14 protein-coding genes and 1 tRNA gene are annotated in these 20108 nt (G+C 65.2%); 5 read left to right on the top strand and 10 right to left on the bottom strand.

What is annotated here, in order from left to right; translation table 11 throughout:
• Positions 1-1209, bottom strand: a complete 1209-nt coding sequence (locus HF684_RS04915) for an acetyl-CoA C-acetyltransferase (protein WP_169251596.1) — start codon at positions 1207-1209, stop codon at positions 1-3.
• A 411-nt stretch (positions 1210-1620) separates the two neighbouring features.
• Between HF684_RS04915 and HF684_RS04910 the strand changes: the two genes are divergently transcribed.
• On the top strand, positions 1621-4284 hold the full coding sequence (locus HF684_RS04910) for a LuxR family transcriptional regulator (RefSeq protein ID WP_169251595.1): 2664 nt from the start codon (positions 1621-1623) through the stop codon (positions 4282-4284).
• 122 nt (positions 4285-4406) lie between these two features.
• Here the strand turns inward: HF684_RS04910 and HF684_RS04905 are convergent.
• Positions 4407-4479: transfer RNA gene (locus tag HF684_RS04905), tRNA-Thr, on the bottom strand.
• Positions 4480-4688: 209 nt separating this feature from the next.
• Here HF684_RS04905 and HF684_RS04900 point away from each other — a divergent pair.
• Positions 4689-5807, top strand: a complete 1119-nt coding sequence (locus HF684_RS04900; RefSeq protein ID WP_169251594.1) for a M20/M25/M40 family metallo-hydrolase — start codon at positions 4689-4691, stop codon at positions 5805-5807.
• Between the two features lie 39 nt (positions 5808-5846).
• On the opposite strand, the gene HF684_RS04895 is transcribed toward HF684_RS04900, so the two are convergent.
• A complete protein-coding gene (locus tag HF684_RS04895) occupies positions 5847-7004 on the bottom strand; it encodes a DNA polymerase III subunit delta' (RefSeq protein WP_169251593.1) in 1158 nt (385 codons plus the stop codon).
• A gap of 1 nt (position 7005) precedes the next feature.
• Positions 7006-9828, bottom strand: a complete 2823-nt coding sequence (gene tmk, locus HF684_RS04890; RefSeq protein WP_169251592.1) for a dTMP kinase — start codon at positions 9826-9828, stop codon at positions 7006-7008.
• A 109-nt stretch (positions 9829-9937) separates the two neighbouring features.
• On the opposite strand from tmk, the gene HF684_RS04885 reads away from it, so the two are divergent.
• A complete protein-coding gene (locus HF684_RS04885; RefSeq protein WP_248279119.1) occupies positions 9938-10693 on the top strand; it encodes a lipoate--protein ligase family protein in 756 nt (251 codons plus the stop codon).
• Between the two features lie 9 nt (positions 10694-10702).
• Positions 10703-11197 carry a GNAT family N-acetyltransferase gene (locus tag HF684_RS04880; protein ID WP_169251591.1) on the top strand — a complete coding sequence of 165 codons (495 nt, stop codon included), beginning with the start codon at positions 10703-10705 and terminating at the stop codon, positions 11195-11197.
• A gap of 141 nt (positions 11198-11338) precedes the next feature.
• Here HF684_RS04880 and topA read toward each other — a convergent pair whose 3' ends face one another.
• Together topA and HF684_RS04870 are read right to left on the bottom strand one after the other, a co-directional pair.
• Positions 11339-14176 carry a type I DNA topoisomerase gene (gene topA / locus HF684_RS04875; protein WP_169251590.1) on the bottom strand — a complete coding sequence of 946 codons (2838 nt, stop codon included), beginning with the start codon at positions 14174-14176 and terminating at the stop codon, positions 11339-11341.
• A gap of 169 nt (positions 14177-14345) precedes the next feature.
• Entirely contained in the window at positions 14346-16004 is a 1659-nt protein-coding gene (locus tag HF684_RS04870; RefSeq protein ID WP_248279118.1) for a class I SAM-dependent methyltransferase, read from the bottom strand.
• A 34-nt stretch (positions 16005-16038) separates the two neighbouring features.
• Between HF684_RS04870 and HF684_RS04865 the strand changes: the two genes are divergently transcribed.
• Positions 16039-18315: a DEAD/DEAH box helicase gene (locus HF684_RS04865; RefSeq protein WP_169251589.1), complete on the top strand. Its 2277-nt coding sequence runs from the start codon at positions 16039-16041 to the stop codon at positions 18313-18315.
• An 8-nt stretch (positions 18316-18323) separates the two neighbouring features.
• Here the strand turns inward: HF684_RS04865 and HF684_RS04860 are convergent, their stop codons facing one another.
• From HF684_RS04860 to HF684_RS04845, 4 genes are all read right to left on the bottom strand, one after another.
• Positions 18324-18641: an Rv3654c family TadE-like protein gene (locus HF684_RS04860; protein ID WP_169251588.1), complete on the bottom strand. Its 318-nt coding sequence runs from the start codon at positions 18639-18641 to the stop codon at positions 18324-18326.
• Positions 18638-19024 (bottom strand): TadE family protein, encoded by a 387-nt coding sequence (locus HF684_RS04855; RefSeq protein WP_169251587.1) that lies wholly within the window; start codon positions 19022-19024, stop codon positions 18638-18640. The genes HF684_RS04860 and HF684_RS04855 overlap by 4 nt, the downstream gene beginning before the upstream one ends.
• A gap of 6 nt (positions 19025-19030) precedes the next feature.
• Entirely contained in the window at positions 19031-19276 is a 246-nt protein-coding gene (locus tag HF684_RS04850; RefSeq protein ID WP_169251586.1) for a DUF4244 domain-containing protein, read from the bottom strand.
• 187 nt (positions 19277-19463) lie between these two features.
• Positions 19464-20066: a GNAT family protein gene (locus tag HF684_RS04845; protein WP_169251585.1), complete on the bottom strand. Its 603-nt coding sequence runs from the start codon at positions 20064-20066 to the stop codon at positions 19464-19466.
• Between the last annotated feature and the right edge of the window lie 42 nt (positions 20067-20108).

Genomic DNA, 20108 nt, shown 5'->3' with positions numbered 1-20108 from the left:
TCAGACCCTTTCGATGATCGTCGCGATGCCCATGCCTGCGCCGATGCACAAGGTGACGAGTCCACGCTTGAGGTCGCGGCGCTCGAGTTCGTCGAGGACAGTGCCCAGAATCATGGCGCCGGTGGCGCCCAGCGGGTGGCCCATGGCGATGGCTCCACCGTTGACGTTGACCTTGTCGTGGGGGATGTTGAGATCCTTCATCCACTTGAGCACGACGGCGGCGAAGGCCTCGTTGAGTTCGAACAGATCGATGTCGTCGACGGTCATGCCTGCTTTGTCGAGGGCCTTCTGCGTCGCCGGGGTCGGGCCGGTGAGCATGATGGTGGGTTCGGAGCCGGTGACCGCGGTGGAGACGATGCGGGCGCGGGGCTTCATCCCCATCGTCTGGCCGACTTCCTCGTCGCCGAGGATGACCAGCGAGGCGCCGTCGACGATTCCGGACGAGTTCGCGGCGGTGTGGACGTGGTCGATGGCTTCGATCCAGTGGTACTTCTGCAGAGCCACCTCGTCGAATCCGGTCTGCGCGGCGAGCTTGGCGAAGGCCGGGGGCAGCTGCGACAGCGATTCGACGGTCGAGCCGGGGCGGATGTGCTCGTCACGGTCGAGCACGGTGATGCCGTTGATGTCCTTGACCGGGATGATCGATTTCTCGAACCGGTTGCTCTCCCAGGCCGCGGCGGCACGCTTCTGCGATTCGGCGGCGAAGGCGTCCACGTCTGCACGGGTGAAGCCCTCTGTGGTGGCGATGAGGTCGGCACCGATTCCCTGCGGGACGAAGTAGGTGTCGTAGTTCGTCGTCGGGTCCTGCGCCCAGGCTCCGCCGTCGGATCCCAGCGGCACACGCGACATCGACTCGACACCGCCGGCCAGCACGAGGTTCTCGAACCCGGAGCCGACCTTCTGTGCTGCGAGGTTGACGGCTTCGAGTCCGGAGCCGCAGAAGCGGTTGACCTGAACTCCGGCGACGGACTCGTCGAGCCCTGCGACGATGGCGGCGACTCGGGCGATATCCGACCCCTGCTCGCCGACCGGTGACACAACACCGAGGACGATGTCGTCGATGGCCTTGTCGTCGAGCTCGGGGTTGCGCTCCCGAATTGCGTCGATGAGCCCGGTCACGAGATCGATGGGTTTGACGCTGTGCAGCGCACCGCCGCGGTTCTTGCCGCGTGGGGTGCGCACTGCGTCATAGATGAACGCTTCGCTCATGTGTTCCTCACAGTCTGGATGGAAGACCGATCACAGTATTTGATCGATCGTTCAGTAACATTCGCACGTTCCATTGTGTATCAGTTTCCGGTGATGATCAACACATCTCAGCCGGTGCGGGCTCGAACGTTTCCGTGGCTCAGATCCCGCAAATTCCACAGATTCGCGAAACTATTCAATTGCTGAAACTTTTTCTCTGCGGAGAACACCATCGAGTCTGTAGCATCATCTGCAGTTTCCACCCCAGGAACACTCCGATCCCCCATCCGCAGACGACTCCCCTGAGGCGCCGCACCCATGGCGCCGGCATTCCCCGCTCACCACCCAGCGCAGGCTGACTCCGCGCCTGGCGCGTCCCCGGTTCACACAGCGGTCAGTGGAGCAGGCGATACCGAGAAGTGAGTACTTTCGATGATCGAGAACCTACGCGAAGACGAGCTCAGCAAACTGCTGAGCGTGACCAAAGGGGCCGGATCCGACACGGTCGTCGTCACCGGCCCTGCCGGATCGGGACGAACAACCCTGCTCGCCGCTGTCGCAGAAGCGACCACCATTTCGACAAGCGTTGTCCGAGCCAACCCGACCGAGAGACAGTGGCGGCTCTCCGGACTCTCGGCGTTCCTCGCCGCTGTCGACGATGCCGTCGGAACGAACCTGCGGTCGCTGATCACGGTGTCCACCGACGAGCGATCGACCTTCACCGTTGCAGAGGACCTCGACACTCTGCTGCGGAAGAGGACCTTCGACCCGTTCGCGGTCATCATCGACGATGCCGACCTGATCGATTCCGCGAGTCTCGAGGTGATCGGATACCTGCTTCGCCGTCGCAGCATCAAGAATCTGCGTGCGATCCTCTCGGTCCGGTCGATCGGCGGCTCCGGACCTCTGAGCAGCTTCACGCGGGTCGTCTTGAGCCCTCTCAAGGTCGAGTCGCTCATCGAACTGGGGCTGTCCTCGACATCACCTCTGGTGTGGAAGAGCGTTCTCGAAATCGTTGCCAGATCCAGCGCAGGCAATCCGAGGTCATTCGAATCTCTGCTCTCGGCAATTCGCCCTGGGGCGCTGCACGAGAACGAGGCTCTCACGCTTCCGCTCAGGCCAGGACAGGAGCTGCAGGAGATTGTGGGGCGCCCCTTGGAGGGCTGTTCGGCACAGATGCCGGATGGGCTCCGGGTCATCTCATGCGCTGCGTACACTCCCACCCGCGTCCTCGAGCCGGTCGCGCAGGTCGATGAAGGCTGCGTCGAGGACCTCGTCAAGGAGGGGCTGGTCCGGCAGCTGCGGCACGGTGTCGAAGTCAGCGATCCCCGCATCCGTTCAGTGGTCTACTATTCGATGACCGAAGCCGAACGTCACCGCATCCACGCGGCAATCGTCGACGCGCTGACCGACGACGATACGGTGCTGCGCGCGTGGCACTCCATCTTCACCGCGATCGATGCAGCGACCAGCGCCGGCCTGTTCGCATGTGCGACCGAATGTGTCCGGGACGGTCGGATACTCCACGGAGTGGAACTCGCAGAGCGAGCCATTCTGCTCTCTGCGGGCCCTGCTGATCACTCGACGGTCGAAGGACTGACCACAGCGCTCATGACGCAGTGCCAGTACACGCTCGCTCGAAGATACCTGCGGTTCCTGCAAGGGCGGACAGGCACCGATGAGGTCAGTCCGTCGGTGCTGAGGCTGCGAATCCTCATCGACAATGCCGAGCTGAACGTGATCAATGATCAGAATGTCATAAGAGTCGTCGAACGCAATGCGGCGACGGCACCTGACGCCTGCGCCCGCCTCCTGGCCAGCACCGGATTCTGTTACCTCCAGCAATGGGACACGGAGAGCGCCCGAACGACTGCGAGCCGGATATCGGCTCTGCTCGGCAGCGATGCAGAGCTGGCGCAGGTGGTCGAAGAAGTCGTCGGACTGTTCGACGCGGCCGTCAATGGCCGAAGCCTTCCCTCTGTCGAAGAGCTTGTCGCCACGGGCGAGCGCATTCGGAAGAGCTTCGCCGTCGAATCCTCATGGATCGTCATCGCCCAGACCTTGTCATTGGCAGACCGGTTCGACGAGGCTCGAGCAGTACTGAGCAACTTCTTCGACCAGTCATCGCATCTCACACCCGTGTGGGCGAGATTCTCCAGGGTCGTCGCGTTCGCCAACGAGTCTCGCGCCGGCAACTACCATCGCGTTCGTGAGTTGGACGAACTGCTCACCGCCGGCAATGACCATCATGAGAGCGTGTCCGTCAACGACCATATTCGGACTGCGATGATGGCAGTCCTCGATGGCCATTCGGAACTCGCCCACAGCGCGGTGCACGACGCCCGCCGTCTCACTGCGCAGGGGTCGAGTCGGCTGCTGAGATGCAGACTCGCGACCATCGAAGCACGCATCGCGATGCAGGAAGGTGACTTCGCCTCGGCGAACAGACATTTTGCCCGCTGTCACCGTCTGTCGACGTGGCTGCCCAGCCCTCACCTTCTGCGATATCTCGATGACTTCATCGAATCACTCGTCTATGTCGGCGACATCACGAAGGCCAAGCGGATCCTCGCTGAACTGGAACAGGCTCAGCGCGATGTGCCGATGACTTGGACGGCGTCTGCGGCAGCGCGGAGCAGGGCCCTGCTCATGTCCGGAGATGAGTCCTGGAGAGAGTTCTCGCGCCTCCTCGATTCGTGGACGAGTCCGGAGCTCGAATATGTGCGCGGTCGGACGTTCCTCGCCTATTCGCACAAGCTCAAGGAACTCGGCTACAACGCCGACAGCGAAGAGATGAAGGCAATGGGCAAGTCTGTCCTCACCGACATCGGATTCGGCGACGCTCGAGTCGTCGGAGAAACGCACGCGGACTCATCCCAGTCACTCATCGACTCCCTCAACGACAAAGAGCTTCCGGTCGTCGAACTGCTCACTCAGGGCTACAAGAACCATGTCATCGCCCATGAGCTCTTCGTCTCCGTGCGGACCGTGGAGCTGAGACTGACGAACATCTACCGCAAAGTCGGTGTGAAGTCCCGGTTCGAGCTGCTGCGGGCTCTGGATCAGGAGAACAGAACGCGCTCCGAGGGCGAGTAAGTGCAGCGGTCACGTTGCGGACCAGACTACCGGCTGATGTCCTCAGTGTGGCCGTTGGCCGTTCGGCCACGAGAAAGCCCCTCCCGAATCAGAGTCTGTCCTGGCGGGAGGGGCTGTTGCCGAGCCGCCTGCGGGAATCGAACCCGCGACCTATTCATTACGAGTGAATCGCTCTGCCGACTGAGCTAAGGCGGCAACCGACCTAACTTTAGCCAACTTCTCTCCCGGCGGTCAAAACGACGATCGCCCTCCTGGGCGGTTCCGACCGAGAGCTTCGTCACCCCACGCTGACAGGCGACAGCCGAGCAGCTGTACCGCCGTCGAGCGGGTGCCTCCGGGGCTCGACGCGACACCCGTTAACCTTGAAAGGACAGTTGGCACACGAACACGAGGGAGAGACATCCATGGCAGAGTTCGACTCCGACGACTTCATGAGTGACTTCCAGGCGCTCATCGAATGTGAGTCGTTCTCCCAGGATCCCGAGTCGCTGGCTCGCAGCGCCCGACTCGTCTCGCGCATCGGCACCGGGATGCTCGGCGCCGCACCTCGGATCATCGAGACCGACGGCCACCCCCATGTCCTGTGGCGATTCGGCTCGGGACCGCGCAAGGTCGTGCTCATCGGCCATCACGACACCGTCTGGCCCACCGGCACGCTCGCCGACTTCCCGTATTCGGTCAAGGACGGAGTGGTCCGCGGACCCGGCGCCGATGATATGAAGGGCGGATTGCTCATCGCCATCTATGCGTTGGCGCTGGTCCGTACCCGGCTCGGCAGCCTCGACGGTGTCAGCCTCCTCATCACCGCCGATGAGGAACTCGGTTCCCCGGGCTCCCGGCAGATCATCGAGGACGAAGCGCGCGGAGCGAAGGCGGCTCTCGTGTTCGAAAGCGGCGCTGCCGACGGTGCCGTCAAGATCGCTCGCAAAGGTGTGGCGATCTATCGGCTCGAGGTCACCGGTCTGGCATCGCATGCCGGGGTCGAACCGGAGAAAGGCATCAACGCCACCATCGAGGTGGCGAACCAGGTCATCGAGATCGCTGCACTACACAAACCATCGGTCGGCACCTCCGTCGTCCCGACCGTGATGGCCAGCGGATCGACGACGAACACCGTGCCCGCCAAGGCCGTTGTCGGCATCGACTCCAGAGCAGCCTCGGTGGATGAACAGGTGCGCATCGATGACGCTCTGCGCGCGCTGACGCCCACAGTGGCCGGTGCGAAGATCGAACTCAAAGGCGGAATCAACCGTGCCCCACTCGAAGAGAAGATGGCGATGGGCCTCTATGCCCGTGCCCAGCGACTGGCCGGACGACTCGGACATCCCCCGCTGCGGTCGGTCGCCGTCGGCGGCGGATCTGACGGCAACTTCACTGCCGGAGTCGGCACCTCGACCATTGACGGCCTCGGCACCGTCGGCGGAGGATCCCATGCCCGGACCGAACACGCTCTGCAGATCTGGATTCCCCGCCGCATCGAGCTCACCGCGGCACTCGTCGCCGAACTCCTCGGCGACGACTGAAAGCCCAATCACTCCCCCAGCACCGGCGAACGTCGGCGATCAGATCGCGCCGGTGCGGTCCTCCTGCAGCCAGGGGTTCGACAGCAGCACGAAGGCTGCTTCGACGATGAGCACGGGCGACATGTTCGTCTGCAGTCTCTGCCGGGCCTCGGCGATCGCATCGATGCGCAGCAGCGTGGTGTCGGGTCCGTCCCGGTTCGCCTGTTCGGAGATGAGATCGATTTCGCCGGCATTGATCCATCCGTCTCGGATCCCCAACTGGTACATGAGGATGTCGCGGTAGAGGCTCATCAGCTCGAGGAAGATCCGGTCGAGCTCATCGTTGCGGGCCCGCACCGAGCGGCGTTTCTGCTCCTCCTCGAGCTTTCTGATCTGCGCTCTGGCCGAAGGCGGAATCGTCTTCTCCCCTTCGACACCCAACGTGGTCAGAAGCTGAGTCCGTTCGGCGGCATTGCGCTCTTCGACTCGTGACTTCGCGGTCTCTGCGGCGGCATCGACGATGCGACCGGCCAAGCGGATCGTCGCCCCCACGGAGGTGAGTTTGCCCGGAATGGCGAGGATCTGCTTGCGTTCGGCATCGGCCGACTCGTTGAGCGCCAGATACTTCGCGCGCCCGATATGATTCTGAGCCACGGCCGCAGCCCAATGAGCGCGGTCCTCGGAGACGTTGTCACGCTGCATCAGCAGCTGCGCCACAGCATCCCGAGAGGGGATGCGCAGTCGCACCGGTCGACACCGCGACCGGATGGTGGTGAGCACATCGATCGGACTCGGCGCACACAGCAGCCACACGGTTCCCGGAGGCGGCTCTTCGATGGCTTTGAGCAGCACGTTCGCCGTGCGCTCCATCATCCGATCGGCATCTTCGATGATGACGACACGCCATTTCGAGTTCACCGGCGACGCCTGCGCCTTGGACACCAGTTCGCGGACCTCTTCGATCGAGATGACCGATTTCTGCGTCGACATGATCGTCAGGGACTCATGATGGCCCGACAGCACCCGGGCGGTCGCATCGTTCGATTCCGTGCCCCCGGAGATGAGCGCGGCGGCGAAGGCGCGTGCCGCGTTCGACCTCCCCGAGCCGGGAGGCCCGGTGAATAGCCACGCATGGGTCATCGCCGCCGGGTTGTCCAGGGCATAGCCGAGCTGGGTGATGACGTCATCCTGGCCGACGAGTTCGTCGAAGACGCTCACTTCAGGAATCCTCCGGGTTGGTGAAGCGACGGTTGCTGCGTTCGCGCTGCCTGCGCAGACGCTCCCTGGCCTGCCGTTCGATCTCGGCCTGGGCCTGCAACCGCTCACGGCTCATCTCACGTGCGCTGCGGACCGGCAGAACCGTGGTCTCCGCGTCCCCGGCAGCGGCCGAGTCATCGGCCGCGTCATCCGCCTCGGCCTCCACAGCCGGTTCGGGACGGTGGACCACACGGGTTTCGGCCTCATCGGGATCGACGCGGTTGACGATTCGGGTCTCCGCTTCGTCGTCCGTGGCGATTCGGTCCGTCGGCACTCCGTCGGCATCGTCGCTGTCGTCGATGAGCGCTTCCGAGGCGGACCCGCTGGCCGGCAGCACAGTGGTCGCCGCGTCCTCGTCGGAACTGCGCGTGCCCTTCGCCTCTAAGAAGGACGGGAGTTCCTCCCCCGCCGAGGCGGCCCGATCCTCCCGCAGATCGGCACCGAGGTCGACGCGTTCGGTGGGAACGGCGCCGGAGATCTCAGCATCGGCGTCGGTGACGGCAGAGGGAACGAACCGGTCGCCGGAGGCGGGAACGAAACGGGGTCCACGTTCGTGTACCGCGTCATCGCCGATCGTGTCGTTTTCGTCGGTGTCGCTGTCGTCTGCGACTGTTTCGTCAGCCTCGTCATTGCCGTCGACGGCGGTGTCGTCGGGCTCGCTCTCACCGTTCACATCTGCGGAGCTCTCACCGGACGCGTCGGCGGCATCGTCGTCGGCCTCCGCCGGATCACCTTCGTCCGCGGTGCCGGCGGCCACGGCAGCGATCGGCACGGAACTGCGTTCCGGACCGCTGTCGGGCTCAGCGTTCGACGTCGAGGTGGGGGCCGCCTCGGTGCCGGTATCGCGTTTGACCAGCGTCTGCGGAAGCCTGGCGCGGATGGCTGCGAGGATCTGTTCGGTGAGTTCATCGGCGTCGACCGAGGCGTCGAGGACGACATACCGGTCGAGTTCCTTATGCGCACGGGACAAGTAGGTCTGGCGCACGCGCTGATGGAACTGCTGGCTCTCCTGGTCGAGGTAGTTGCTGTCGCCGCGCTTGCCCATCCGCTCGGCCGCGACCTCGGGTTCGATGTCGAGGACGATCGTCAGGTTCGGCACGAGCCCCTGGGTGGCCCACCGGCTCAGTGCGAGGATCGTCTTCTCGTCGAAGCTGCGGCCGGCCGACTGGTAGGCGATCGTCGAATCGATGTACCGGTCGGTGATGACGATGTTTCCGGCATCGAGGCTGGGGTCGACCAGGGATGCCACATGGTGGGCCCGGTCGGCGGCGAAGAGCAGGGCTTCGGTGCGCGGGCTCGGCGGATCCGAGTCGAAGAGGACGGAGCGGATCTTCGTGCCCAGCTCGGTGCCGCCGGGTTCGCGCGTGGACTCCACGTGATAACCGTCATCGGCCAGGGCAGCGGAGATGCGTTTGATCTGCGTGGATTTGCCCGAACCGTCTCCGCCTTCAATGGCGATGAAGAACCCGGCGCCGAGGCGTTCGGCGGAATTCCCGAGTCCGCCGGCCGCGGTCTCCGGCTGGCTGGGCGGACGGAATCCGTGGACGATGTCGACGGACAGGCCCTGCAGTCTGTGCGGGTCGAAGGTGAAGAGTCCGATGATTCCGGCGATGAGAGCGGCGATGCCGAAGACGAGGAATGCGACGTCGCTGGGTGCCAGCACCCAGTCGGGGCTCGAGCCGACTTCGACCGTGCCGCCGAGGTCGAGTGCGTTGATCACCAAGGCCAGGCCGGCGCCGGCGACGGCACCGTAGCGGCGGGAGAAGTCATAGGGCTGAGCGCGCACGCCGATGCCGACGAGGAACGCGATCGCCGCCGAGAGCACGACCTTGCCGGAGAGCTCGTTGATGCTGCCGGTGGCCAGGAGGAGCACACCGGAGACGAGCAGAGCGAAAGTGGACACGCGCGGGCGGGACATTCCGGGAGCGAAGGTCGGCCCCATCTCGAATCCGATGGCCCAGCCGACGAGGCAGCAGGCGATGATGACCGCGAAACCGGCCTGACCGTAGCCGTGGCCGATCGCAGTCGGCTGAGCGAGCATGAAGGTCGCGCCGAGGGCGGCGAAGAGGCCGATGCACACCCACGGGTTCGCGATCGCCTCGGCGGGACGGGCCACCCGGGCTTTGAACTCGGGGAACTGCCCGGTCGTCGCGGACTCCGCATGCAGGGCACGTTCGGGGGTGAGGAAGATGATGACGGAACCGGCGGCCATGCCGATGCCCACCAGCAGAGACACCCAGCCGAGAGCTTGGGTTCCCGCTGCGGAGCCGCCGAGGATCTGGAAGGCACAGGAGACGAAGACGAGGACGGCCGCGGGAATGCCGACGCGACGCCACGGCTTCTCGTGTCTGAACGGGTTGATGCTCATGAGCAGGCCCACCACGGCGCCGAGGAACAGGGCCGCGACCCACGTCAGCCACGCACTGGGAGCGAGGCTGAGGACGACGAGGAGTGCGGCTTCGACGATCGCAGTGATGCTCAGAGCGGTCTTGCGCACCGCCGGAGGTCGGGAGGCGAACACCTTGGCAGGGATGAAGAGGCCGGCGCAGGAGAGGGCGAAGACGATGAGCAGAGACAGACTGCCCATCTGGTTGTCGAATCCTCCGGCGCTCAGCGACTCCCCCATGGCGGTGTACGCGCGTCCGCCCACCGTCGCGACGAGTCCGCTGGTTCCTGCCACGACATAGCTGATCGCGACAAGAACGATCAGGGCACCCCAGGCGGCGGTCTCGGTGACCAGGCGGCCGGGGGCTCCGGGCAGTCGGTGTCCTGTAGTCGTCAACATGCTCACAGCCCTACACTATCTGCCCGAACTGACATATCTCTTGGAAACGAGTGCGATCTGCGACAACCCGAACCCGACCGACGCCTGCCGATCCTCTACTCTTGAACTCGTGCACAGAGACTCACAGGCGATGACCACGGTGGCCGCAGACGGCTTGGGCCCGGTGGAGGAACTCGCATTCGCCCGCGTCCTTCTCGATTCGGTCAAGGCCGGACGTCGCGGGGCGACTCTGCGGATGTACCGACCGGCCCCGACCTTGGCGTTCGGCGCCCGGGATCGTTTCCTGCCCGGTTTCGCCACCGCTGTCGAAGCGGCCCGTGACCACGGCTTCACGCCGGCTCTGCGAAGCCTCGGCGGACGTGCGGCTGCCTACCATCCGGGGTCCCTGGTCATCGATCACATCGAACCGAGTGATGCGTTCATCACGAACACCAATGCCCGGTTCACCGGTTTCGGGCAGGACTATGTCGAGGTGCTGCGGAGGCTGGGCATCGATGCCCGCCTCGGCGAGATCCCCGGCGAATACTGTCCGGGTGAACACAGCGTCAACGTGGCCGGTCGGATCAAGGCGATCGGCACCGCGCAGCGGGTGGTCTCCGGGGCGTGGCTGTTCTCGTCATCCGTCGTCGTCGAGGATCCGGATCCGATCCGCGCGGTGCTCACCGATGTCGAAGCCGCCCTCGGGATCGATTGGGAGCCGTCCACGGGCGGATCGATCAGTGAGATCCACCCCGAGGTGACGATCGATTCCGTCGCCGAGGCGTTCGCCGCCTACTATTCCGATGCGAATCCGCATACGCCTCTGTCCCCCACTGCCGAGGAGCTGGTCGATGTGGCCGCTCATGCGGACAGACATCGCCTCTGAGGACACACCATGACCGTCACCATTCGTGAAGCACAGCCTGCGGATCTGCCCGACATCCTGCGGCTCGTCCGCGAACTGGCCGTCTATGAGAAGGAACCGGATGCGGTCGAGGCCACCGAGGCGGACTTCGCGGCAGTGATGTTCCCCGACGATGGGCACGCGAACACGTTCGGTCTCGTGGCCGAGGCGGACGGCGACGTCATCGGCATTGCGATCTGGTTCCATTCGTTCTCCACCTGGACGGGCAGGAACGGCATCTGGCTCGAAGACCTCTTCGTCTCCCCCGACCATCGCGGCTCGGGCGCCGGGAAGGCACTTCTGGGTCGGCTGGCGCGGATCTGCCAGGAGCGCGGACTGACCCGACTCGAATGGTGCGTGCTCAAATGGAACACACCGTCGATCGGGTTCTATGAATCTCTGGGTGCGAAGCCGCAGGACGAATGGGAGACCTATCGCCTCGACGGAGAGGCGCTCACCGATTTCGCGGATTCATCGCGCGACTGACCTCGCCCCTGAGGCACTGCTGACCTCGTCCCAGCAGTCACAGGCCACGGGAGAAGAAACGACTTTCGCCACCGGCCCGGAACTTCAGGCAGGTGGCGAAAGCAGTCCAAAGCGAATGCCGCGGGCTCGGCAGCCGTCGGCTCAGGGAGTCTTCGGCTTGGCCGTGCTCGTCTTCTTCGCGGCAGTGGTCTTCGTCCCTGTCGACTTCGTCGCTGCGGACTTCGTGGTCGTCGACTTCTTCGCGGCAGTGGACTTCGCCGCCGTCGTCTTCTTCGCTGCCGTCGTCTTGGCTGCCGTCGTCTTCTTCGCTGCAGTCGTCTTGGCTGCCGTCGTCTTCTTGGCGGGTGCCTTCTTCTTCGCCGGTCCCTTCGCGCGCTTCTCAGCGAGCAGAGTCGCGGCGCGTTCGAGCGTCACGGCTTCGACGGAGTCGTCCTTGCGCAGGGTCGCGTTCGTCTCGCCATCGGTGACGTATGGTCCGAAGCGGCCGTCCTTGACGACGACGGGCTTCTTCGTCTCCGGGTCCTCACCGAGTTCCTTCAGCGGTGCCGCGGCACGACGACCGCCGCGCTGCTTCGGCTCGGAATAGATCTTCAGCGCCTCCTCGAGGGTGATGTTGAAGATCTGCTCCTCATCCGTCAGCGAACGGGAGTCCGTGCCCTTCTTCAGGTACGGTCCGTAGCGGCCGTTCTGTGCAGTGATGTCCGTGCCCTCTTCGTCCTGACCGACCACACGCGGCAGGCTGAGCAGCTTGAGCGCGGTCTCGAGGTCGATCGAGTTCAGATCCATCGACTTGAACAGCGAACCTGTGCGCGGCTTCGGCTTCTTCGCGCCCCGCTTCGGCTTCTCCTCGGGCTCGGGCAGCACTTCGGAGACATAGGGTCCGAACCGACCGTTCTTCGCCACGATGGTGTGTCCGGTCTCCGGGTCGACACCGAGCTCGCGGTCGCCGTCGCCCTGGGATTCGATGAGTTCGGCCGCCTTCGCCGCCGTCAGCTCATCGGGTGCCAGATCGTCGGGGACGGAGACCCGCTTCGGGTCCTCGCCGTCCTTCTCCGCGGCGACCTCGAGGTAGGGGCCGTAGCGGCCCACGCGCAGGTTCACACCTTCGCTGATGGCCACGGTGTTGACCTCGCGCGCATCGATATCGCCGAGGTCGTCGACGATGGCCTTGAGGCCCTCGCGGTCGTGGACCTTGTCGCCGAAGTAGAACCCGGCCAGCCAGTCATTGCGGTCTTCCTCGCCCATCGCGATCCGGTCGAGTTCGGATTCGAGGTCGGCGGTGAACGCGTAGTCGACCAGACCGGTGAAGTGCTCCTCGAGCAGGCGGACGACGGAGAACGCCAACCAGCTGGGCACCAGTGCGTTGCCGCGAGTGGTCACATAGCCGCGGTCCTGGATGACGGAGATCGTCGCAGCATAGGTCGAGGGACGGCCGATGCCGAGCTCTTCGAGCTGCTTGACCAGGCTGGCTTCGGTGAAACGGGGCGGCGGAGCTGTGGTATGTCCGTCGGCTTCGGCCTTGACGACCGACAGCGACTGGCCCTCTTCGACCTGCGGCAGCCGCGACTCCCCGGACTTCGTGTCGTAGCGGGACGCGTCCTGGCCCTCCTCATAGGCGGCGAGGAACCCGCGGAAGGTGATGACGGTGCCGCTGGCGCTGAATCCGGCTTCATGACCGTCGGCGAGAGCGGCACTGACCTTGATGGTCGCGGTCTTGCCCTTCGCATCGGCCATCTGGCTGGCGACGGTGCGCTTCCAGATGAGGTCGTAGAGACGGAATTCGTCGCCGTTCAGCTGCTTGGACACCTGCGCCGGGGTGCGGAACGAGTCACCGGCGGGTCGGATCGCCTCGTGGGCCTCCTGCGCCGATTTCTGCTTGCTCGCGTACTGGCGCGGCGAGTTCGGAACGAATTCGGGACCGTAGAGTTCGGTCACCTGCTTGCGGGCGGCGGCGATGGCCTGACCCGACAGCGCCGAGGAGTCGGTACGCATATAGGTGATGTAGCCGTGCTCGTACAGCGACTGGGCGGTGCGCATGGCCTGACGGGCGCTCATGCGCAGTTTGCGTCCGGCTTCCTGCTGCAGGGTCGAGGTCGTGAATGGTGCGGCCGGGCGGCGGGAGTAGGGCTTCGACTCCACCGCGGTCACCGTCAGCGCATCCTTGGCGCTGCCGTTCAGCTCCGTGGCCAGGGATTCCGCGCGGGCCTGGTCGACGATCGTCGCCGAGGTGTTCTTCAGCTCGCCCTTGTCGTTGAAGTCTCGGCCGGTGGCCACCCGCGACCCGTCGAGGGTGGTGAGGTTCGCGGCGAACGGGTTCGTCCCGTCCGGCAGACCGAGGTCGACGTCGAGGTCCCAGTAGTCGGCGGGCACGAAGGCCATGCGCTCGCGTTCGCGTTCGACGACGAGTCGAGTGGCCACGGACTGGACGCGTCCGGCCGAGAGCCCTGCGCGGATCTTGCGCCACAGCACGGGTGAGACCTCGTAGCCGTAGAGGCGGTCGAGGATGCGGCGGGTCTCCTGCGCGTCGACGAGCGAGGTGTCGATATCGCGGGTGTTCTCCAGGGCACGGTCGATCGCCTCGGGCGTGATCTCGTGGAAGACCATGCGCTTGACCGGGATCTTCGGTTTGAGGACTTCGAGCAGATGCCACGCGATGGCCTCTCCTTCGCGGTCCTCATCCGTTGCCAGATAGAGTTCGTCGGCGTCCTTGAGCAGACGCTTGAGTTCGGTGACCTTCTTCTTCTTGCCCGGGTCGATCCGATAGTAGGGGTCGAAGTTGTTGTCGACGTCGACAGCGAACTTTCCGTACGGCCCCTTCTTCATATCGGCGGGCAGCTCCGAGGGAGTGGGCAGGTCGCGGATATGACCGACTGAGGCCTCGACGTCATAACCGTCGCCGAGGTATCCCACAATCGTTCGCGCCTTCGTCGGAGACTCGACGATGACGAGGCGACGGGGCTTCTTCTCGGTTGTGGTCACGCTTTCACATTCCTCTCACGGCATCAGCTGCCCGCTGCAACGGACGATCCGGCCCAATGTAACACTGTTGATCGGGCACGTTCCTCATCGGCCCTTGCGGCCCGGACGCTGCCCGGACATCGTCCGATCTCGGCTCGGGCACGGGGTCAACGGTTTTCCGATCCTATCCCTATTCCGCAGACGACCGAGCCGCCGAGCTCTCGGGACCACCGCTGTCGGGCAGCAGCGCTCCCGCCGCGCACAGGGCTCTGACCTGTGCGACGAGCTGGTCTTCCAGGGCCGTGGGATCGACTTCGAGAAGCTGAGCCAGGGCCCCGGCCGTCTGTCTCAGAGTCAGTGTCCCATCCGCGACGGACACGAACCCGGCCAGTGCCGTATCGAGGTCGAAGACCTGCCCGAAGCCGATCCCCTGTTCCAGGGTGACCGAGTTGGGTTCCGGCGCTCCGGGAACGAAATGGCGATGTTCGACGAGGTCGGGTGAGCGGGTGAATGCCGTCCCGGCGATCTCCTCCGGCCCGGCCGCTGCCAGCCAGGATCGGATCGCGATGATCGTGGAGAGGAACTCCGCGAGTCCGTGCGGATTGTTCGCCGGTGCCGAGGTGACTCTCACCCGGGCCTTGAACACTCCCTCGGCCGTGCCCGACAGTCCACCGACGAGGCCCTGCTGATCGTCCCCGACCGCGGAGTCCGGAGAATCGATTGTCGGCACATCGTTATCGGACCGTGTCATCAGCACGTACCCGAAGACGATTTCGTCCACAGCTCTGGTGGCGAAGTCGTCGAGCCATGCGGCGACTGCGTCATTCCAGGCGGTGCTGGCGCGAGGGGTCCCGCCGTCGCGGATCCAGGTTTCGGCGTAGGCGATGGGGTCGAGGGCCTCGCGTTCGATGACGAACACCGACGTGTCGTCATCGCCGACCCAGGCCTCCGGTCCTTCGTCCGTCCCCGAGGCGGATTCCCAGTTTCCGAGGCAGACGCTGCGTCCGCCCGGGGTGAGGATCTCCGGGATCCGGGTGAACAGCTCCCGGACGAGGCGGTCTCCGGTCATTCCGCCGTCCCGGTATTCGAAGGTGGTGTCCGTGCTGCGCGGGGTGATGACGAACGGCGGATTCGACACGAGCAGATCCACGGGTTCGTCCAAGGGTTCGAGGAGGGACCCGTGCCGGAATTCGATCGTCGTCACCGCGTTGAGTCCGGCCGAGAGTTCGGCCAGTCGCAGGGCTCGACGGGAGATGTCGGTGGCGATGACTCGGTCGCTGTGACGGGCCAGCAGCAGAGCTTGGATTCCGCAGCCGGTGCCGATGTCGGCGGCCACACCCACGTGGTCACGCGGGGTGATCGACACCAGTGTCCGGCCGGCTCCGCCGAGTCCGAGTACGAATTCTCCGTCGAGGACACCCGGTGTGGTCAGGGTGCCGTGGTCGGCCACGAGGTAGAGGTTCTCGTCCCCGGGACGGAAGCCGCGCGGGACACCGACGGGAAGATCATAGGGGGTCAGGGCGAAGGGGGCGACCACCTCGTCGTCGTCCACGGTGATCAGCCCCGCCTCGGCGGCGGTGTCGAAGGACTCCCCCAGCAGCGCTCGGACGTCGGTGACCGGCACTGTGCGGTGGAAGTGGAAGAGCAGCGCCGCGCTGGCCAGGGCCCGGTCGGCGGCCGTCGACGACTGCTCCGCCAGCGTCCGGGTGCAGTGGTGGATGGCGGGTGCGGCGTTGTTGCGCAGCAGCGCCTCCGAGGTCGGGCCGCCCCAGAACTGGCGCAGCCGTGGTTCGGTGTATCCGGAATGGTAGAGGGTCTCGCCCAGGTGGGCCAACGGCAGATCAGTCACAGAAGAATCCTAGCGACTGCGCCATAATTGACTCATGGCCTCCTCTGCTCTTCTCGACATCGTCACCGGTTTCGGTGCCCGGGATGAGCGGATCGTCCATGTCCGCGATATCCCGCAGCGTTTCGAACGCGACGCCGCGTGGCCTGACTGGATCGACGAGGAACTCAAGCACGCATGCCATGCCATCGGCGTCGACGCTCTGTGGCAGCACCAGCTCGAAGCGGCGCAGACGGCCAGGGACGGTTCCGACGTCGTCATCGCCACCCCCACCGCCTCAGGCAAGTCTTTGGGATTCTGGCTGCCGGTGCTCGAAGCGATCCAATCGACTCGCGGGAAGCTGCGCACCGCCTCGGCGATCTACATCGCGCCGACGAAGGCACTGGCCGCCGATCAGCTGACCAAACTCGAACGGTTCGTCATCCAGGGCATGCGTCCTGCCAGCTATGACGGGGACACCTCGCAGGTCTCGAAGGACTGGGCCAGGCGACATGCGAACATCATCTTCACGAACCCGGACATGCTCCACCGCAGCGTTCTGCCCCAGCACGAGCGCTTTTCCCGGATGTTCAAGAACCTGCGATTCATCGTCATCGATGAGGCCCATCGCTACCGCGGAGTCTTCGGCTCCCATGTCGCACTCATCCTCCGCCGCCTGCTGCGCATCGCCGCCCATTACGGGGCAACACCGGTCGTCATCGGAGCATCGGCGACGATGGCGGACCCGGACGCAGCCTTTGCGAAGCTGACCGGGCGGTCCGCGCATGCAGTGACCGAGGATTCGTCCCCGCGCGCAGCCGGCAGCTTCGCCCTGTGGGAGCCTCCCGTGTCTCCCGGCGGGGACCGGCGCAGCGGTCTGGTCGAAGCCGCCGATGTCATCACCGATTCCATGTGCGCCGGTTTTCGGTCGATCACGTTCATCGCCTCCCGCCGCGGCACCGAAGCCCTCGCCCAGACTGTCCGCGACCAGGTGGGGCAGGTGGATGAGACCCTGACCGGCAAGGTCGCCGCCTACCGCGGCGGGTATCTGGCCGAAGAGCGCAGGATGCTCGAGACCGCGCTGCGTTCGGGTCAGCTGCTGGCCGTGGCGTCGACGAATGCGCTGGAGTTGGGCATCGACATCTCCGGACTCGACCTCGTCATCATCTCCGGCTGGCCGGGAACCCTGGCCTCCCTGTGGCAGCAGGCGGGGCGTGCCGGCAGAGCCGGACAGCGGTGGATGGCCGTGTTCATCGCCCGTGATGATCCGCTCGATACGTTCGTCGTCCACCATCCTGAAGTCATCTTCGACTCCCCCGTCGACGCCGGCGTCATCCATCCGGGCAACCCGCATGTGCTCTCCGGTCACCTGTGTGCGGCCGCCGCCGAGGTGCCTCTGAAGTCGGCCGACCTCGTGCACTTCCCGGACAATTCGCCCGCCGTCATCGACGACCTCGTGGAGACGAAGATGCTGCGGGCACGGCCGACCGGATGGTTCTGGGCAAAGGACCAACCGGCGGCCGACCTGTCCGATATCCGCGGCGCCGGCGGCGGACAGTTCAGCCTGGTCGAGGCGAGCACCGGCACCCTGCTGGGCACGGTCGACGAATCGGGTGCACATACGGGAGCCCATCCGGGAGCGGTGTACACGCATCAGGGCATCGACTTCACCGTCCTCGATCTCGATCTCGAGGACCGGATCGTCGCCGTCGAACGCGCCGAGGTCGACTACACGACTCAACCGCGCTCGCAGACGGAGATCTCGATCGTCGACACCGATGCGCAGCGGGTCCTGCCCTCCGGGGTGGCTGTGTGCAGCGGAACCGTCGACGTCATCGATCAGGTCGTGGCCTACCGGATGCGGGCCAAACGCGGTGGAGCGATCATCGCCGAACACGAGCTCGACCTGCCCGAACGCACGCTGCGGACGAAGGCCGTGTGGTGGACGATTCCGCAGAGCATCCTCGACGAGGCCGACGTCGTCTCCGGAGACCTGCCCGGAGCCGTCCATGCCGCCGAGCATGCCTCGATCGGTCTGCTTCCGCTCTTCGCCGGCTGTGACCGCTGGGACATCGGCGGCCTGTCGACGGCGCTGCATGCCGACACCGGACTGGCGACGGTGTTCGTCTATGACGGTCTGGCCGGGGGCGCCGGGTTCGCCGAACGCGGCAGCGAGGTCATCGAAGAATGGTTGGGTGCGACCAGGGACGCCATCGCCGCATGTGAGTGCATCGACGGCTGCCCGTCGTGTGTGCAGTCGCCGAAGTGCGGCAACGGGAACGAACCGCTGGAGAAGGACGCAGCGCTGCGGCTGCTGCGCACCGTGCTCAGGTAGCGATCCCCTCATTTCCCGGCGACGGCCTCCTCTCTGACCTTCGGCAGAGGCCCAGGGATGTCGACTTCGATGACGACGTAGGCGGATTGCTCACTCAGCGAGGCACGGCAGTCCTTGAGGTGACCGCCATTGCGAATCGCCACCTCGTTCGCCATCTCACACGGTTCTCCGGTGGCCAGTCCGCGCACGGCGTCCGCGGCGGCGAGCGCCGCCAGGTCCGCGGCGCTCTGCGCCCGACTGTGGGCCACGAAGGCCTGGCCGAGGCTGCCGATGGCGGCGACGAGGACGAGCACGGTCGAGCAGAGCCCCACAACGATGTTCGTCATGACGGCCCGGACCTGTCCCCTTCGAATCGCGCAGTGGCATGCGCATCGACGGCGTCGAGGAAGAAGATCGCAGCCGGCAGTTCGATCGTGACGGTCACGACCGAGTATCCGCCGTCGGCTCGGACGCGGACCGACGAGGACTCACCGGCGTGCTTCTTCGCTTCGGACACGACGGCGGCTCGGGGTTCGCCGCGGGCGATCTCACGGGCCGCGGACCGGGCTGCGTCGAAGGCTCGCAGCTGGGAGAAGCCGACCGCGGCGGCTCCCGTGAGCAGCACGATGAGAAGCACGACGGCCGGCATGACGACGGCGAATTCCGCGGTCGCCGTTCCCGAATCGCGATCCCAACCTCGCTGCCGCTGACGGGAGCGTCCGCGTGCCATGACGGTTCAGCTTCCCAGACCGAGCGCCGTGGAGATGACCCCGGTGATGAGTTCCTTGATCGGTTCTGATTTGAGGACGACGACGAGCAGTGCGGCGAATCCGCATGCGGCCAGAGTGGTGATCGCATACTCTGCGGTGGTCGCTCCGGTGTCGGAGTCCCAGAACTGGTCGATCTCAGTGTGGTCGGCGACCGGTTCGATCTGACCCGTCGGCGGATCCTCGATCTCCGGGGGCGGTGAAGTTGTGGCCATGCTCTCCTCCTTGGCTGAAACCCCGTTCGCACTCTGCGAGCGGACCTTCAGCCTGGGAGTGAGCGCACTGTCGTGTCCAGACGCGGTTTCGTGCCTGTGGAAACGGGTTCGGCGTCCACAGGCTCACCATGGACGAGTGGAGAGGTCGTCCACAGGAATCGGCGTGCGAGTCAGTGCCGCCGGTGCCTCAGGTGTTGCCGGCCCAGTCGTCTCTGAGGATGGCCATGATGACTTCGTCGTGGCGGCGGCCGTTGAAGAACACGGCTTCTCGTCGACGGCCTTCTTCGACGAAGCCGGCCTTGGTGTAGGAGGCGATTCCGCGGGTGTTGAACGCCCAGGTCTGCAGCTCGATGCGATTGAGTCCCAATTGGAGGAACCCGTACTTCACGGCCAGTCGCACCGCATCCGATCCGTAGCCGCGCCCGTGGAATTCGGGGCCGAGGACGATCGCCAGAGTGGCGGACTGGTTGATGGGGTTGCGTCCGTAGAGGGTGACGTGGCCGACGAATTCTTCGGTTTCGGTCAGCTCGATGCTGAAGCCGACCGCTTCGCTCGATCTGTTCGCGCTCCACTGTGAGAACTGTTCGGACACTCCCCCTTCCGGCCGCGGCAGAACCGTGTGATTCTGCAGGACGACGATCGAGGGATCGAACCACCACTGTTCGAGATAGGGCAGATCATCCTCCCTCAGTGGCCGCAGACGCACGGATCGGCCGACGAAGAGGTTCTCGGCGTAGTCCTCGGCTTGTTCGACAGTGGACAGCTGATTGAAGGGTGTGACCGGTGCCATGTCCCGAGCCTATCGGTCGAGTCTGAAAACCAGGTCACCACT

It is taken from the genome of Brevibacterium sp. 'Marine' (assembly GCF_012844365.1).
Classification (GTDB): domain Bacteria; phylum Actinomycetota; class Actinomycetes; order Actinomycetales; family Brevibacteriaceae; genus Brevibacterium.
The sequence above is the reverse complement of the archived record's forward strand: the minus strand, read 5'-3'. Positions and strand labels throughout refer to the sequence as shown.